General features: G+C 38.3%; 12 protein-coding genes. 1 reads left to right on the forward strand and 11 read right to left on the reverse strand.

The window, feature by feature from the left end:
- Positions 1-145: 145 nt before the first annotated feature.
- The 8 genes from LC418_RS14135 to amaB all read right to left on the reverse strand — a co-directional run bounded on the left by LC418_RS14135 (position 146) and on the right by amaB (position 10,632).
- Complete coding sequence (locus LC418_RS14135; RefSeq protein WP_111953234.1) at positions 146-1,561, reverse strand: TolC family protein; 1,416 nt, start codon at positions 1,559-1,561, stop codon at positions 146-148.
- Between the two features lie 90 nt (positions 1,562-1,651).
- Complete coding sequence (locus tag LC418_RS14140; protein ID WP_223559614.1) at positions 1,652-4,798, reverse strand: efflux RND transporter permease subunit; 3,147 nt, start codon at positions 4,796-4,798, stop codon at positions 1,652-1,654.
- A 1-nt stretch (position 4,799) separates the two neighbouring features.
- Positions 4,800-5,984 (reverse strand): efflux RND transporter periplasmic adaptor subunit, encoded by a 1,185-nt coding sequence (locus tag LC418_RS14145; RefSeq protein ID WP_111953230.1) that lies wholly within the window; start codon positions 5,982-5,984, stop codon positions 4,800-4,802.
- A gap of 1 nt (position 5,985) precedes the next feature.
- A complete protein-coding gene (locus LC418_RS14150; RefSeq protein ID WP_034727861.1) occupies positions 5,986-6,441 on the reverse strand; it encodes a transcriptional regulator in 456 nt (151 codons plus the stop codon).
- A gap of 116 nt (positions 6,442-6,557) precedes the next feature.
- Positions 6,558-7,070, reverse strand: a complete 513-nt coding sequence (locus tag LC418_RS14155; RefSeq protein ID WP_223559615.1) for a GNAT family N-acetyltransferase — start codon at positions 7,068-7,070, stop codon at positions 6,558-6,560.
- Positions 7,071-7,360: 290 nt separating this feature from the next.
- Positions 7,361-7,591, reverse strand: a complete 231-nt coding sequence (locus LC418_RS14160) for a DUF2007 domain-containing protein (protein WP_111953226.1) — start codon at positions 7,589-7,591, stop codon at positions 7,361-7,363.
- Positions 7,592-7,653: 62 nt separating this feature from the next.
- Entirely contained in the window at positions 7,654-8,979 is a 1,326-nt protein-coding gene (lat, locus tag LC418_RS14165) for an L-lysine 6-transaminase (RefSeq protein ID WP_111953224.1), read from the reverse strand.
- Positions 8,980-9,081: 102 nt separating this feature from the next.
- Positions 9,082-10,632 carry an L-piperidine-6-carboxylate dehydrogenase gene (gene amaB, locus LC418_RS14170; RefSeq protein ID WP_223559616.1) on the reverse strand — a complete coding sequence of 517 codons (1,551 nt, stop codon included), beginning with the start codon at positions 10,630-10,632 and terminating at the stop codon, positions 9,082-9,084.
- A gap of 135 nt (positions 10,633-10,767) precedes the next feature.
- On the opposite strand from amaB, the gene LC418_RS14175 reads away from it, so the two are divergent.
- Positions 10,768-10,920 (forward strand): histidine kinase, encoded by a 153-nt coding sequence (locus LC418_RS14175; RefSeq protein ID WP_040995320.1) that lies wholly within the window; start codon positions 10,768-10,770, stop codon positions 10,918-10,920.
- Positions 10,921-11,015: 95 nt separating this feature from the next.
- Here LC418_RS14175 and LC418_RS14180 read toward each other — a convergent pair whose 3' ends face one another.
- The 3 genes from LC418_RS14180 to LC418_RS14190 form a co-directional block, all read right to left on the reverse strand.
- Positions 11,016-11,213, reverse strand: a complete 198-nt coding sequence (locus LC418_RS14180) for a type II toxin-antitoxin system antitoxin (RefSeq protein ID WP_111953220.1) — start codon at positions 11,211-11,213, stop codon at positions 11,016-11,018.
- A gap of 159 nt (positions 11,214-11,372) precedes the next feature.
- Positions 11,373-12,236 carry an SPFH domain-containing protein gene (locus LC418_RS14185; protein WP_111953218.1) on the reverse strand — a complete coding sequence of 288 codons (864 nt, stop codon included), beginning with the start codon at positions 12,234-12,236 and terminating at the stop codon, positions 11,373-11,375.
- A 211-nt stretch (positions 12,237-12,447) separates the two neighbouring features.
- On the reverse strand, positions 12,448-15,717 hold the full coding sequence (locus LC418_RS14190) for a cytochrome c biogenesis protein CcsA (protein ID WP_223559617.1): 3,270 nt from the start codon (positions 15,715-15,717) through the stop codon (positions 12,448-12,450).
- Between the last annotated feature and the right edge of the window lie 74 nt (positions 15,718-15,791).

A 15,791-nucleotide genomic window follows, 5' to 3' on the forward strand; every position in this document is an offset into this window, starting at 1 on the left:
TTACAATACAAAACTACGTAGTCTACTACATATATACAAACAAATATTTCTTTTTTATAAAAATTTTAACAATATAAAAGTCTAACCAATAAAAAACGTATGCCATTTCGGACATACGTTTTTAATATTTTTAAGCTGAAAATTATTATTTCCATCCACCACCAAGAGCCTGATAAAGCTCTACAGCGGCTTTCATTTTGCTGTATTCTGCGTTGGAAATATTCAGTTCTGCATTTAATGAGTTAACACTTGCATTGAGCACTTCAAGATAGTTTGCCATACCGTAGTTGACAAGTTCCTGAGAGTATTCAACAGAATTTTTGTAAGCATTCAGCTCCTTCTGCTTTAAGTCTATAAAAGAATCCTGAACAGAAAATACACGGATGGCATCTGAAACTTCTTTTCCCGCTGTAAGAACTGTTTTTCTAAAGTTCAGATATGCCGTTTCCTGATTGGCCAGACTTACTTCGTAATTGGTTTTGATGGCTCTTCGGTTGAGGATCGGCTGAGCCAGACCTCCTACCACACTTGCAAACAGTGAATTGACACTGAACAAATGATCAATATCAAGAGACTGGATTCCTCCGCTTCCTGTAATTTTTAAAGTAGGATAAAACTGAGCTTTCGCAGAATTGGTCAGTTCAAAAGCATTCATCAAATTGTATTCCGCTCTCATTACATCAGGGCGGTTGGCCAATAGCTGTGCAGGATATCCCAGTCTTAAATCAATGGGAACTTTCTGACTTTCCAATGTTGATCTTTCAATGGTATGAGATGGCTCTCCCATCAGCAAACTCATTGTGTTTTCCAACAGCTGAATTTGGGTATCCATATCAATTAATAACGATTTTGCATTGAAAACCAATGCCTCACTTTGCTGAACGGCAACCTCTGTTACTGTTCCTGCAATTTTTAAAGCCTTAGTAGTCTCTAGATTTTTCTCACGAACTTTAATGGTCTCCGTAATAATTCTTTTTTGATCATCAAAAGTCAGTAATTGATAATAAGCGGAAGCAATAGATGCCACCAAATCACTTTTTACGGCCTTATGAGCCGCAACAGTTCCCAAATAAGTAGCCAATTGAGCTTTTTCCTGAGCTTTCATTTTGCCCCAGATATCCGCTTCCCAGCCTAAACTTGCTGTAATATCAAGCTGATTGATATAACGTCGTTGCCCAAACAACTGTCCGGTTTGTGTATTTAGAGACTGAGTCTGAAATGCATAACCGGGGCCTACTGTTAAAGTAGGCTCATAGGCTGCTTTACTTTGCTTTAAATAAGCTTCTGCAGAATTGATACTTTGCAGGGCAATTCTAATATCCAGATTGTTATCTAAAGCCTTCGAAATATGCTTTTGAAGTATAGGATCGGTAAATATTTCTTTCCAGGAAATATTGGCAACTGTTGTACTGTCTGAAGGCAACATATCCGTACGGAAAAGCTTTTCGTCTACAACACTTTTCGGTCTCTCATACTCTTTTCTGGCCATGCACGATGTAATGGCGCCCAGTATGACAGCTGAAAAAGTTATTCCTTTTATGATGTTTAATAAACTCTTCATTATTTGAAATTAGAAGTTAGGTATTAGAGGTTTAGAAGCTAGATTTAGAGCTAATTTCTAATATCTAACCTCTAACTTCTCTAATTAATTTTATTCTGCTAAATTGATTTCTTCTTTTTTAATCGGCTTCACTCTTTCTTGTAAAGTTTGGAAAATCACATACAAAACCGGAATTACAAATAGCCCTAAAATTGTACCTATTAATAATCCAATTGCTGCACCCGTTGCAATAGATCTGTTACCTACCGCACCAATTCCACTCGCCAGAACCAATGGTAATAAACCGAAAATAAAAGCAAATGAAGTCATCAAAATTGGTCTCACCCTGGCTTTAGCTGCATTAATGGCAGACATAACAATGGTTTCGCCATGATGCCTTCTCTGGACAGCAAATTCAACGATAAGGATTGCGTTTTTCGCTAATAATCCTACGAGCATGATCAGGGCGATCTGGAAGTAAATATTGTTTTCCAAGCCCATAATCTTCTGCCCGAAATAAGCTCCCATTACCCCAAGAGGAAGAGAAATTACAACGATTAGCGGAAGGATATAACTTTCATACTGAGCAGAAAGAATAAAGTAAACAAAGACTAAGCTTAATCCGAAAATCAGAAGGGTCTGCGAACCGGAATTTAATTCTTCTCTGGTCAATCCGGTAAATTCTACCGCATAATTCTGGTTTAGCGTTTCACTGGCCACCTGCTGTACAGCGGTAATGGCATCTCCGGAACTGTATCCTGCAGAGTTAGCTCCCGTTACCTTTACTGAAGTAAACAGGTTATAACGGCTTACAGACTGCGGTCCATATGCTTTTTTCAGAGTGACGAACTGTGAAATAGGAGACATTACTCCTGATCCTGTTTTTACATAGAGCTCATTCAGGTTTTCAATATTTTTTCTGTTTTCAGGAAGTGCCTGAACCATTACTCTGAACTGTTTTCCATACTTTGTAAAGTCGGCAGTATAAATACCTCCGATATATCCCTGCATGGTAGCCAGGATATCACTTACGGAAATACCAAGCTGTTTGGTCAGAGGAACATTGATTTCCATCTGATACTGAGGATATTTTGTATTGAATGAGGTTTGGGCAAATTCTATCTCAGGTCTTTCCATCAGCTTTCCGATGAACTCATTTGTTTTGTTATCCAGATCTGCATATTCTCCGCCTGATTTATCCAAAAGGACCATCTCAAAACCGGCACTGTTACCAAAACCAGGTACACTTGGCGGCTGGAAGAATACAACTTTGGCATCAGGAACAGAACCTACTATTCCAAATAGTTTTTTAGTGATATCATCAGAGGTCTGACCATCTTTTTTCCTTTCATCAAATGGCTTTAATTTTACAAAGGCAAGGCCGTTGTTACTTCCGTTTCCGGATAAGAATCCTCTACCGGTGGAAATCGTGACATTCTGTACACCCGGAACTTTTAAAGCTTTGGCCTGAAGGGTCTTCAGAGCATTGTACGTTCTTTCCATAGAAGCTCCCGGAGGAAGCTGAACATCTGTAAAGATAATTCCTCTGTCTTCTGTAGGGACAAAACCTTTTTTCATGGTGCTGCTCGCCCAGAATAAAATACCTCCGGTAACCGCGAAAATAATCAATGTTACCCATTTATGTCTCAATAAAAATACAAATCCTCTTCCGTAACGTTCAGTGGTTGTCTTGAACGCAATATTGAATTTATAAAAGAATTTCTGAAGGAAATTAAGATTGCTGTATTCTTTATGATGTTCTGAGTGAGGCTTTAAAAACAATGAACATAAAACCGGGCTCAGAGTCAAAGCGTTGATTGCAGAAATAATGATTGCAATAATAAGAGTAATCCCAAACTGCTGGTAGAATACTCCTGTAGGACCTGTAATGAAAGTCACCGGAATAAATACCGCCGCCATTACCAGAGTAATAGAAATAATAGCCCCTGTGATCTCATCCATAGCTTCTACAGTTGCTTTCTTGGCATCTGCAATACCATGTTCCATCTTGGCATGAACGGCCTCGACGACGACAATGGCATCATCCACCACAATACCAATCGCGAGTACCAATGCGAACAGGGTTAACAGGTTTAGTGAATATCCAAATAAATTCAGGAAGAAAAATGCTCCCACAATAGATACCGGAACCGCAATAGCCGGGATCAGGGTAGATCTGAAATCCTGAAGGAATATATATACAACGATAAATACAAGAATAAAGGCTTCGATCAGGGTATGTACTACTTTTTCAATAGAAGCTTCAAGAAATTCATTGGTATCAAAGTTATAGGTGTATTTAACTCCCTTCGGAAAGGTTCCTTCAACTGATTTCAGATAGGTTTTGATATTTTTAATGATCTCCTGGGCATTAGATCCAGGAGTCTGGAAAAGTCCCATACTGATGGAAGGATTGTTCCCATTTTCTCCGACACCGGAATAAGACTGGCCTGCCAGCTCTACTTTGGCAACATCTTTCAGCATTAAATTCTGCCCGTCACCAAGGGATTTGATAATGATATTATCGTACTGCTCCTTATCATTGAATTTACCTACATATTTAATGATATATTCAAAAGAGCTTCCGCTGTTCTGTCCTATAGAACCCGCTGCTGCTTCTCTACTCTGCTCGTTGATGGCATTGGTAACATCTGTAGGCGTTACACTGTAAGCAGCCATTTTTGCAGGATCCAGCCAGATTCTCATGGAGTAGTTTTTACCGCCGAAAACGTTGGCATCCCCTACACCATTGATTCTTTTAAGATTAGGGATGATATTGATATTCAGGAAGTTTTGAAGGTAAACATCATCCAGATCCTTGTTTTCAGAATAGAAAGACATATACATCAGTGCACTGGTCTGCTGTTTCTGCGTTACCACCCCAGAACGTGTTACCTCGGAAGGTAAAAGTGGTGTAGCTCTTGCCACACGGTTCTGTACGTTTACGGCCGCAATATCCGGGTCTATTCCCTGTTTAAAGAAAACCTGAATCTGTGCAGAACCATCATTTCCGGCACTGGAAGTGATATAATCCATCCCTTCTACCCCGTTGATCTGTTCTTCCAGAGGTACTACAACACTTTTCATTACAGTTTCCGCATTAGCTCCTGTGTAGTTTGCTGAAACGCTTACTGTGGGAGGTGCAATGTCAGGATACTGTGTGACCGGCAGCGAGATAAGCCCTAACACCCCGAGTATAACAATAATAATTGATATAACGGTGGATAAAACCGGTCGGTTTATAAAATTTTTAATCATTTTAGAATTTCGGTTTTATTGATTGAACAAGGCTATCCATTTTCACTTTTTTAGGCTTAACGGCTGTTCCCGGTTTTAATCCTCCAATACCAGCTGCAACAATGATTTCTCCTTTGCTGACACCAGATTTTATAAGAGCCAGATTATCTATCCTGTCAATCACATTGATTACTACATTTTTAGCCGTGTCTTTATCCACTTTGTAAACATAAACAATACCTTGCTGCTCGTAAGTTGCACTTTCCGGCACCACCAATACATTATCATAATGTTGTGGGAACCTGATGGTTCCACTGTTACCGTTGCTTAATAGTTTCTGGGCATTGGTAAAGGCTACTCTGAACTGGATGGTTCCGGTTGTAGGGTCTATCTGTCCGGTAATTGCTTCAATTCTTCCTTTTTCGGGATAAAGGCTTCCGTTTGCCAGCTGTAGTTCTACCATCGGAAGATTTTTAATCTTTTCAGGCATAGATGCACCCGGAGATTTTTCAAGGAAATCAAAATATTCTTTTTCATTCATTGAGAAATAGGCAAAAATCCCGGAAGTATCGGAGATCGTTGTCAATGCAGTCTGGTCAGTAGGTCCCACCAAACTTCCCACTTTCAGTGGAAGCCTTCCGATCACTCCGGAAATAGGGGCACGGATGATAGAATACTCAATATTGGCTTCTACTCCTTTATAATTGGCAACTGCCTGTCTTTTTGCAGCATTGGCCTGTTGCAGCTGGGCCTGAGCCTGGGCCAGATTTGCCTGAGCCGTCTGCAACTGTACGTTACTGATGATATTTTTCTGAACAAGAGGCTTTAGCTTATTGACTTCTACCTGTGCTGCATTTACAGAAGCCTGTGCTGCGGCAATTGTAGATTCTGCGGCACCGATACCGGCTTTGGAAGCAGCAGCATTTTCGGTCAGGATATTGGTTTCCAGACGGAATAACGGCTGTCCTTTTGTTACATACTGCCCTTCGTCTACCAAGACCTGCGTAATATATCCCTGTATTTTTGCACGGACATCATTGTTGACCCTTCCCTGTATGGTGGCCGGAAAGGTCTGATAGCCCACTATATTTTTTGACTCCACAGAAACTACAGGATAAGGTTTTGGGCCATCCTGTTTTGGAGCTTCTTTTTTGCAGGCTGTCAGTGAAAGCGCTGCAATAGAAAGTATAACTAGCTTATTATTCATTTTAAAGTTTATTAAGAGATTCCTGAATATTTTCTATGTTTTTGTATAAAAGTGCTTTGTAAGCTTCTACCCGTTCGTTGTATTCATTATCATGATTTTTTTTAAAGTTGTTTAAGTCATCCAGTAGTTTGAGTTCGTCCTCCATTTTTTGAACAATTTTTTCAAATCTGATTTTTTTATACTCATCATTGATGAAAAAATACCGTTTTCGCTCATCCATTTTGTTGTGGTCAATAATCAGCTGTGCATTCAGCAGTAGTGATATACTGGTAGAAACAGAACTTTTACTCGCGGAGAGTACTTCCACAAATTCATCAAAGGTAATTCCCACTTTCTCATAATCGAAAAGCAGGTAAGCATAAATCTTTGAAGCTAATGGCGGTAGGTTGAAAACGGTGCCGTAAAATTTTACAGCATCTTGAAAAATTTTTTCATCAATTTCTATACTTTGGTGCATAATATAAAAATTTTGACAAAAGTAGAAATTAGTTCAGAACTAAACGAACAAACATGATAGAGTTTATAAATGAAGATTCTTTTAAAAATTCAATGAAACATGATTTAACTTTTGGCTTAAATTATAATCTTTTCATAGGCTTTTCTCATTCCTCCGGCCAATAATACTTCACCACAATAGGAATAACCCTTACTTTCAAGGATCTTCAGCATGGCATTATTATCATAATTTGTATCTACTTTTATACTTTGAATTCCATGAGATCTTGTAAAATCTTCAATGTGATCAAATAATTTTTTCACCATACCCTGGCCGGCAAATTTTCCATCAACCGCCACTCTATGTACAACAACAAATTCTCCATCGCTTAGCCAGGCTCCTTCAATAGTACTGTAGGCAGGTTCGTCATTTAAAATCAATGCTACATAAACGGCAATTTCCCTATCAATGGTAAGGACATACCCAAAGCCTTTTGCAATATCGCTTTCTACGGTTCCTAAATTAGGGTATCCATTCTGCCATTGGGTGCTCCCGTCCTGTTTTCTTCTTTCAATGGATTGTTGGATAATTCCCCAAATTATATCCCTGTCATCAATTTCTGCTTTTCTAAGTTTGGTCTCTGAATTCATTGTTAGTTGTTTATTGAATTGAATGATTTAAGTATTTAAAAGATTTGGATATGTTTTTAAGTTTTGGCTAAAGCCAATTGTAATTTTTTAATTTTTAAGACGGGCTAAAGCCCACCTCTATTGAATAATGTAGTCTAATTGAGTCATGATCCAATATTTCTAATCTCTACATCTCAAATTTTTAAATACTTAAATCTTTAATAATTAATATTATTTGAATCAAAAAACCGAAAACTAATTAAAATTAATTTTCGGTTCGAAGTAGTAAAATTTAAAATTATGAAATTGTTTTATTGATTTTCACTTTGTTGAAGATAAGCATCTATAACTTCAAATGCATTCTTCTCGTCTTCCAACTTTACCATAATTTTTAATGACGTTGCGGTAGGCGTTGTCGTAAATGTAAGATAATTGTTCTCGACGCTGTTTGTAATTTGTGCATCATCCAATTTAGACTTTATTAGCTGGATTTCTGAAGGCTTGTCACTTTCAAAAACCGATACTCTCGTACTTCTTTCCATATTCTATATCGTTTGAGTATCTAAATATACGATGTATTTTTTAAAATTACAAATCTTTGAATTTAAATTTTATTAATATTGTTCTCTATTTTATCAAGAGCCAATTGAATTTCTTGCTGAGTAACATTCAGATGCGGTCTGAAGCGAAGGGAGTGATCTCCACACTGAAGAATGATCAGTCCGTCTTTGAAAAGCTCGTTCATCAAGCGGTTACGCTGTTCTGCGGAAGGAAGATCAATGGCACACATAAGACCCCTTCCTCTTGCATTTGAAATTTTATCTGGGTATTTCTGAGCCAGCTCTTTTAATCTTTCCAACAGATAATCTCCAACTACTCTTGCATTTTCAACCAGGTTTTCCTTTTCGATAACTTCCATCACCAATTGGAAACGAAGCATGTCAATAAAGTTCCCTCCGAACGTAGAATTGATCCTTGAACTTTCTCTGAAAACGTTATTTGGAATCTCATCAAATTTTTCTTTATTAGCCAAAACACCACAAACCTGAGCTTTTTTCCCGAAAGAAATAATATCCGGTTTTGCTGTAAAATGCTGAAATGCCCACATTTTTCCTGTGATGGCAATACCTGTCTGAACTTCATCAAAGATCAGTAAGATTTCGTTCTGATCACAAAGTTTTCTCAGCCCCATTAAAAACTCATCTCTGAAATGATTGTCACCACCTTCGGCCTGGATAGGCTCAATGATGATGCAAGCTACTTTATCAGGGTTCATAAGAATTGCTTCTTCGATCTGAAGAAGAGCCAGCCTTTCATTCTTGATGGTTTCCTCTAAATTTTCTTCTGTAATTGGAAAAGATAGCTTAGGGTTTAAGATTCTTGGCCAGTCAAACATTGGGAAATACTGATATTTTCTAGGATCGGAAGTATTGGTTAAGCTCAAAGTATAACCGCTTCTTCCGTGGAATGCCTGTCTGAAATGGATACAGATTCCAGCTTCTGTCTGAAGGCCTTTTTCAAAATTCTTACGGGTTTTCCAGTCGAAGCATGCTTTCATTGCATTTTCTACTCCTAATGTTCCTCCTTCGATAAAGAAAGCATACTGCAGTTCTTCAGGAATCACTACTCTTTCAAAAACTTCCAGAAAGTGGGCATATTCCTCTGAATACACGTCTGCCAAAGTGGGTTTGTTGACAGCCATTTTCCCCAGCCACTCTGATCTTTCTACCAGATAAGGATGGTTGTAGCCTATTGAAGCTGATGCAAACATAGAGAACATATCCAGGTATTCTTTGTCTGTAAGCTTGTCATACAGCCATGATCCGTGGGATTTTTCTATATCCATCACAAAATCAAAGCCGTCTGCCAAAACGTGTCTTCCTACGGTTTCCTTTACTTTATTTGCTTTTATATCAATTGTTTGTTCCATAATTAAAATAGTTGTGTGATTTAATAATTGAATGATTAAAAGTCTTAAACATTCAGGTTATTAATTTTTAGTTTTTTTGTTGAATTGATTTAAACCTAATTTTTACAAATCAAATTTAATTCCTTGTGCTAAAGGAAGTTGAGCTGTATAATTTATAGTATTGGTTTGTCTTCTCATATAGTATTTCCAAACGTCTGAACCGGACTCTCTTCCGCCTCCTGTTTCTTTTTCACCACCAAAAGCACCCCCAATTTCAGCACCTGAAGTTCCGATGTTTACGTTGGCAATACCGCAGTCTGAACCTGCATGAGAAAGGAATAATTCTGCTTCTCTCAGGTTCTGAGTCATGATAGCAGATGATAATCCCTGGGGAACATCGTTCTGGATAGCAATAGCTTCCTCCAATGTTTTATATTTGATCAGATACAGGATCGGCGCGAAAGTTTCGTGCTGAACGATCTCGTAAGAGTTTTTCACTTCTGCGATGCATGGTTTCACATAGCATCCTGATTCGTATTCTTTTCCGCTTAAAACACCTCCTTCAACTACAAATTTTCCGCCCTCTTTCTTACATTTCTTGATAGCTTCTTCATACTGATTCACTGCATCTACATCGATAAGCGGCCCTACATGGTTATTTTCGTCTAATGGATTTCCGATTTTCAACTGTCCATAAGCTTTTACCAATCTGTTTTTTACTTCATTGTAAACACTTTCATGGATGATCAGTCTTCTTGTTGATGTGCATCTCTGTCCTGCCGTACCTACTGCTCCGAAAACAGCTCCGATGATTGACATGTCGATATCTGCATCTTTGGAAATAATGATCGCGTTGTTTCCTCCCAATTCAAGGATAGATTTCCCGAATCTTTCTGCCACTTTGGAAGAAACCATTCTTCCCACTCTTGTAGAACCTGTGAAGGAAACCAGGGAAACCCTTTTATCATCAACCAGCTTCTGCCCGATCTCATGATCAGCAACCAGTACACTTGAAATACCTTCGGCAAGATTGTTCTCCTTTAATACTTCAGACATAATGTTCTGACAAGCGATAGCACATAAAGGTGTTTTTTCAGACGGCTTCCAGATGGTAACATTTCCACAGATCCAGGCTAAAGCTGTGTTCCAAGCCCAAACGGCAACAGGGAAATTAAAAGCAGTGATGATTCCCACAACGCCAAGCGGATGGTATTGCTCATACATTCTGTGACCTGGTCTTTCTGAATGCATGGTATAGCCGTGAAGCTGTCTGGATACCCCTACTGCAAAATCACAGATGTCGATCATCTCCTGAACTTCCCCAAGACCTTCCTGAAGAGATTTACCCATTTCATAAGAAACAAGTTTTCCAAGGTCATCTTTATATGTTCTTAATTTCTGACCTAACTGTCTAACGATCTCCCCTCTTTTAGGAGCAGGGATGGATCTAAATTCCTGAAACGCCTTCTGAGCCGTCTCAATTACTTTGTCATAATCACTTTCTCCGGAAGTCTTAATTTTAGCGATTAGCCTGCCATCTACGGGAGAAAAACTTTCTATCGTTTTCCCCGAAGCAAAATATTTTCCGCCCACTGAAGTCCCCTTATTTTCTTCTTTAATACCAAGGTTTTTGAGTGTTTTTTCGATTCCGAAATCCTTTACTTTTTTAGACATAAAATGTTTACTTTTCGTTTCCTCTAAAGATAGAAATATTATGCGAACCTCAAAATTTTAATTTTTAACATGCTTTTTATTTGGACTAATTATAAACATACTTATCTTTGTCATGTAATTTTTTGATATTCAGACATGGAAAATTCACAGGAAAATAATAATTCGAAGTTCAAGAAGTGGTTCAAACGTGTAGGCTGGGCAGGATTTGCTTTTTTCACGATCAAAGGCTTGATTTGGCTCGTTATATTCTACTTCGGAGCTGATACGCTTCAGAGTTGTATAAAATAAAAAGCAGAGAAATTTCTCTGCTTTCCTTTTTAGTAAGGTTAATTGGATTGTTATTGTCCTTTTATTGGATTAATAATCTTCATCTTATTTTTATCCTATCCTTCTTGGTCTTTCTTTTTCCTTCCTGAATTGACCAGGCTTTGATGCAGCAGATACTCGATCTGTCCGTTTACACTCCTGAATTCATCATTCGCCCACTTTTCCACCAGCTTATAGGTCGCTTCATCGATTCTTATGACGAATGACTTTTTGCCTTTAGCTTCAGAGGATTTTGAAGTTTTTTCCGATTTCATCCTTTTCTCTTTGCCTGTTTAGTAATACTTTTTTAATAACATAAAAGACGCAAAGATTTCGTTTAAATAAACTTTTCTATCTGTTCGCAAGGCGTTTTACCCGGCTAAGTTTTTTATGAAATCTAAGTATTTATTCTTCATTTTTCTCTCTTTATTTTGTTAATAAAGAGTTCCTGCATTTAAGATGGGCTGGGCTGCTTTTTCACCACATAGCACCACCATTAAATTGCTGACCATGGCTGCTTTTCTTTCATCATCAAGCTCTACGATATTTTCTTCTGAAAGCTTTTTCAATGCCAAATCCACCATTCCTACAGCACCTTCCACAATCTTGGTTCTTGCTGCAACAATTGCTGTTGCCTGTTGCCTCTGAAGCATTGCTCCCGCAATTTCCGAAGCATAAGCAAGGTGAGAAATTCTCGCTTCCTGAATCACAATTCCCGCTTTTGAAAGACGGTCCGTAAGCTCCTGCTCCAAAATAGAATTGATCTTATCACCTCCTTCTCTCAAAGTAATCGGCGCATGGTCATCTTCTAAATTGTCGTACGGAAAACTCATCGCCAAATGACGTACCGCAGCTTCACTCTGCATTCTTACAAAGTCTGAATAACGCTCAACGTCAAAAGCTGCTTTGTAGGTATCTCCTACTTTCCAGACCATTACCACTGCGATTTCAATAGGGTTACCCATTTTATCATTTACTTTCAGTGTTTGCCCTTGTAAGTTTTCTGAACGCAATGACATTTTCTGTGAAGAATACAGAGGATTGATAAAAAACAGTCCGTTGTCTTTCACTGTTCCCACATACTTTCCAAAGAAATTCAACACTCTTGAATGGTTCGGCTGAATGATCATCAGTCCCTTTAAAAAGAAACAGAACAGCAGAAAGCAAAGCATTGCAATGATCACGAATGTAATACTCTGTTCAACTCCGGAAATAAAAAAATAAACTGCTCCGGCAAATAAAACCAGACAGAATACTAACGCCAGATAGCCTGACATAGGCTTTAATACTTTTTCCATGATTGTAATTTAATTTGATATTATTTTGATATCATAAAGATATAAATAAACTTTAAGATTTTGAGCTATAATCTATTTTTTTTTAGTGCGGATTTCTGGATGTGAGTTTGAATATTATGAGGTCATTAGTTTCAGGTTATTTGGATCCTAAAACGTGAAAAAAAAATCCCGGAAAATGAATTCCAGGATTTTGATTTATATTGAAAGAAATCTATTTCTTCGTTAATACTTTGAACTTGAAATAAGAAGCAGCTGATAAAGCCAGCATAGTTCCTAATCCAATGTATACCCAAGCCGGAACCGGAACCGGATCTCCTGCTGCATATGAGTGAAGTCCGCTCAGGTAATAATTAACTCCGAAGTAGGTCATTACCATAGAACAGAACGCAAACATCGTGGCTACGTGGAATGCCCATCTGCTTCTCAGTCCGGGAACTAATCTCATGTGCAGCACGAAAGCGTATACCATGATAGAGATGAATGCCCATGTTTCTTTAGGGTCCCAGCTCCAGTATCTTCCCCATGATTCATTAGCCCAGATACCACCTAAGAAGTTTCCTACCGTTAAGGCAAAAAGACCGATCGTCAGCGACATTTCAGAAACGATTACCAGTTCTTTCAATGTGGTGTCGTGGTGAAGCTTATATGTTTCTTTATTTGAAATAATATAAAATACCAAAGAGATTACAGCAATAATCATTGACAGGGCAAAGAAGCCGTAACTTGAGGTAATGATTGCTACGTGAACAATCAGCCAATAGGATTTCAGAACCGGAACAAGTGGCGTAATCTGAGGGTCAAGTGCTGAACCTCCGTGTGCAAATCCCATCATAATAACTGCTACCATAAATCCGGCTGCAGGAATAAGAGCATTCGCGTTTCTGTAAAGGATCAACCCGGCTGTAATACCTACCCAAGAGATAAAGATGATTGCTTCGTATCCGTTACTCCAAGGTGCGTGTCCTGAAATATACCATCTTGCTACAAGGCCTAAGAAATGGCATAAATACCCTACTATGCCTATAGCAATAATTACTTTGATTATTTTATTTAAAACCTTATTGGATTTGAAAAGCTCTACAAATCCTAAGATCAGAAGAAGTCCTCCGATTATAGTATAGAAGATCAATAGTTTGAAGTTGATGTTCACTTTATTCATGAAAACCTCAAGATCTACTTTAGATTTTGCAGGAACTACTGCTTTACCCCACTTTTGCTGGTAGTCTGAAAGTTTTGCCAGTTCAGCATCGGCTTTACTCCAGTCTCCTGTTTTTTGTGCAGTAAGAGCTTCTGCAAAATAAGGTCCCATTACCTGCTGGGATTCCATATCCGGCTCAAATTTCTGATCAAGCCATGAATGCCATGTGTGGTTGGCATCGTTTTTCACAGGAACAATTCTCATAAACTGGCCGCTGAAAAACTCGTTGAAAATCTGTACTCTTTCGTTTACAGAAATCACTTCTTTATCATAATTGGTCTGCTCAGAAGGTTTCTTACGGAATGCCGTGTTGTAATCGTGTTCCAGGATATAGGTAAGATTACCGTTAGCATCTGCCGGAAAAAGGTTCATCAGTGAAGTATATCCTTCATCATCAGCCTTCGTTTTATTTTTTAATTCGTCACCTCCTTTTGTTCCTACTTTAATCATAGGAACCATAGTCCAGCTTGGCGTATCTGTATTGATCGACAAGAACCATTGGTTAGCCGTAAGAGACTTTCCATCTGTTCCCTTGAACTCGTCTTTCTTATATAATTTTCTTAAAATATCCAGTGCTTCCGTGTTGATAGGAACAATTCTTCCTTCAAAATTCTGAACCAGAAGATATCCGAATTTATCTGCATGTTCTTTGCTGATTTTGTTTCTGGCAATAATCTCGTCCGGAGAAATAGATCTCATTTTGCCCATTGGTGTTGCCAGAGAGTTCTGCTTTGGAGCAGTTCCATCAAGCGGTTGGGCAGACGGAGCCGGAGCGTGAGAATGATTGTCTCCTTCCACATGAATATGTTCTCTGCTCCCGTCTGTTGTGCCATGGGTTTCAATTTTCTGTGCATTTAATCCTAAACTTAATAGCACTAAAAGCACTACTGCCGTTTTCTTTTTATTAACATCAGTCAGCATTTTATTCAGTTTCCAGAAGTGAGTTCCTTTCCAGAAGAAGATCACAAACATTCCTAAGAACAGAAGTCCGTATCCGATATAAGAAATAATGGTTCCCCAGAAATCGTGGTTTACAGAAAGTACGGTTCCCATTCTGTCCGGATCAAAACTTGACTGGAAGAAACGGTAACCTTTATGGTTAAGAACGTGGTTCATGTAAATTTTATAAGGGGTTTCTTTTCCTTCATCAATGATCTTTACGTGGCTTTCATAAGCACTTGGAGATGTACTTCCCGGATAGGTTTCCATCACAAAATCATCCAATTTCAATGCAAAAGGTGTAGTATATACTTTAGGTCCGAAACCTACCATAATATTCAGGCCATCCATTGTTACCTGTTTGTATGCATTCGGGTTTCCTTTTTCTACAGAAAGATCTACCATTTGTTTTGTTTTTGGCCCCTGAAGTTCTATTCTCATTACATCCGGGACCATAGCATCTTTCTTTTTATCGCCTTCAAAAGCCATAAGCCTCCCTTTTTTAAGACCTTCAGGAACAACCAGTTTCAATTCGTTGATCGTATATAAACTTCTCAATACCAAAGGCTGGAATTCATCTTTCTTGGTACTTCCGGTAGCCTGCGTTGCCATAGTCATAAAGGCTGCATCAACAGGAGTCTTAATGAACAGTTTTCCGTCCTCTTTTTTAAATTCTACCGCACCGTCTATCGCTCTGTTGAACGTTACTAAAGTTCCGTTGATAGATTTTGTTTCTCCCGGTTTGATGTAAATATTTTGTCTTCCGGTAGTTCCTGTAGACACCAGGTGAAGATATTCTGCACCGTTGGGCTCAGCAATTAAGCTGTCTTTTTTTCTCTGGATATAGTCTTTTGTAAACACCTTTATTTCCTTTCCGTGGAAATCATAGGTTGCCTTAAAGTCTTTATGCAAAGGAGACATCAGATAAGGAACATCCTGATAGTTAAGAACATCCCCTTTCTCTTCAATCTGGATTTTAAAGAAATTTTTGTCAGTTACAATCTCATTGGAAGTTTCACCTTCTCTGATATGCATTGTCCCTTCAAAACTGATGTATCTTGTAATAGCACCTCCTATAAATATAAGGATAAAGGCAAGGTGAAATACCAGAACCGGCCATTTTTCTCTTCTCCACAGTCTGTATCTTGCGATATTTCCTATAAAGTTGAGAATGAGCAGAAACATGATTAATTCAAACCATTTTGCTTCATAAATTAGCGCTTTAGCTGTAGGAGTTCCGTAGTCGTTTTCTAAGAACGTTGCATACGCCATTGCAAATGCATACACCAGTAACAGCACAGCCATTGTTCTGGTTGAGATAAGAATATCTTGGAGCTTCTTCATGATTTATTTTACTTGACATGCAAAAATAAGGATGATAAACAACAAAGAGGCTAAAAAAAGCTGTTTTTTGTCAT

Origin of the sequence: Chryseobacterium lathyri, from assembly GCF_019970085.1 — a bacterium.
Classification (GTDB): domain Bacteria; phylum Bacteroidota; class Bacteroidia; order Flavobacteriales; family Weeksellaceae; genus Chryseobacterium; species Chryseobacterium lathyri.

Coding starts and splice junctions, on each gene's coding strand:
- LC418_RS14135 (WP_111953234.1), bottom strand. CDS start 1,561: ATGAAGAGTTTATTAAACATCATAAAAGGAATAACTTTTTCAGCTGTC.
- LC418_RS14140 (WP_223559614.1), bottom strand. CDS start 4,798: ATGATTAAAAATTTTATAAACCGACCGGTTTTATCCACCGTTATATCA.
- LC418_RS14145 (WP_111953230.1), bottom strand. CDS start 5,984: ATGAATAATAAGCTAGTTATACTTTCTATTGCAGCGCTTTCACTGACA.
- LC418_RS14150 (WP_034727861.1), bottom strand. CDS start 6,441: ATGCACCAAAGTATAGAAATTGATGAAAAAATTTTTCAAGATGCTGTA.
- LC418_RS14155 (WP_223559615.1), bottom strand. CDS start 7,070: ATGAATTCAGAGACCAAACTTAGAAAAGCAGAAATTGATGACAGGGAT.
- LC418_RS14160 (WP_111953226.1), bottom strand. CDS start 7,591: ATGGAAAGAAGTACGAGAGTATCGGTTTTTGAAAGTGACAAGCCTTCA.
- lat (WP_111953224.1), bottom strand. CDS start 8,979: ATGGAACAAACAATTGATATAAAAGCAAATAAAGTAAAGGAAACCGTA.
- amaB (WP_223559616.1), bottom strand. CDS start 10,632: ATGTCTAAAAAAGTAAAGGATTTCGGAATCGAAAAAACACTCAAAAAC.
- LC418_RS14175 (WP_040995320.1), top strand. CDS start 10,768: ATGGAAAATTCACAGGAAAATAATAATTCGAAGTTCAAGAAGTGGTTC.
- LC418_RS14180 (WP_111953220.1), bottom strand. CDS start 11,213: ATGAAATCGGAAAAAACTTCAAAATCCTCTGAAGCTAAAGGCAAAAAG.
- LC418_RS14185 (WP_111953218.1), bottom strand. CDS start 12,236: ATGGAAAAAGTATTAAAGCCTATGTCAGGCTATCTGGCGTTAGTATTC.
- LC418_RS14190 (WP_223559617.1), bottom strand. CDS start 15,717: ATGAAGAAGCTCCAAGATATTCTTATCTCAACCAGAACAATGGCTGTG.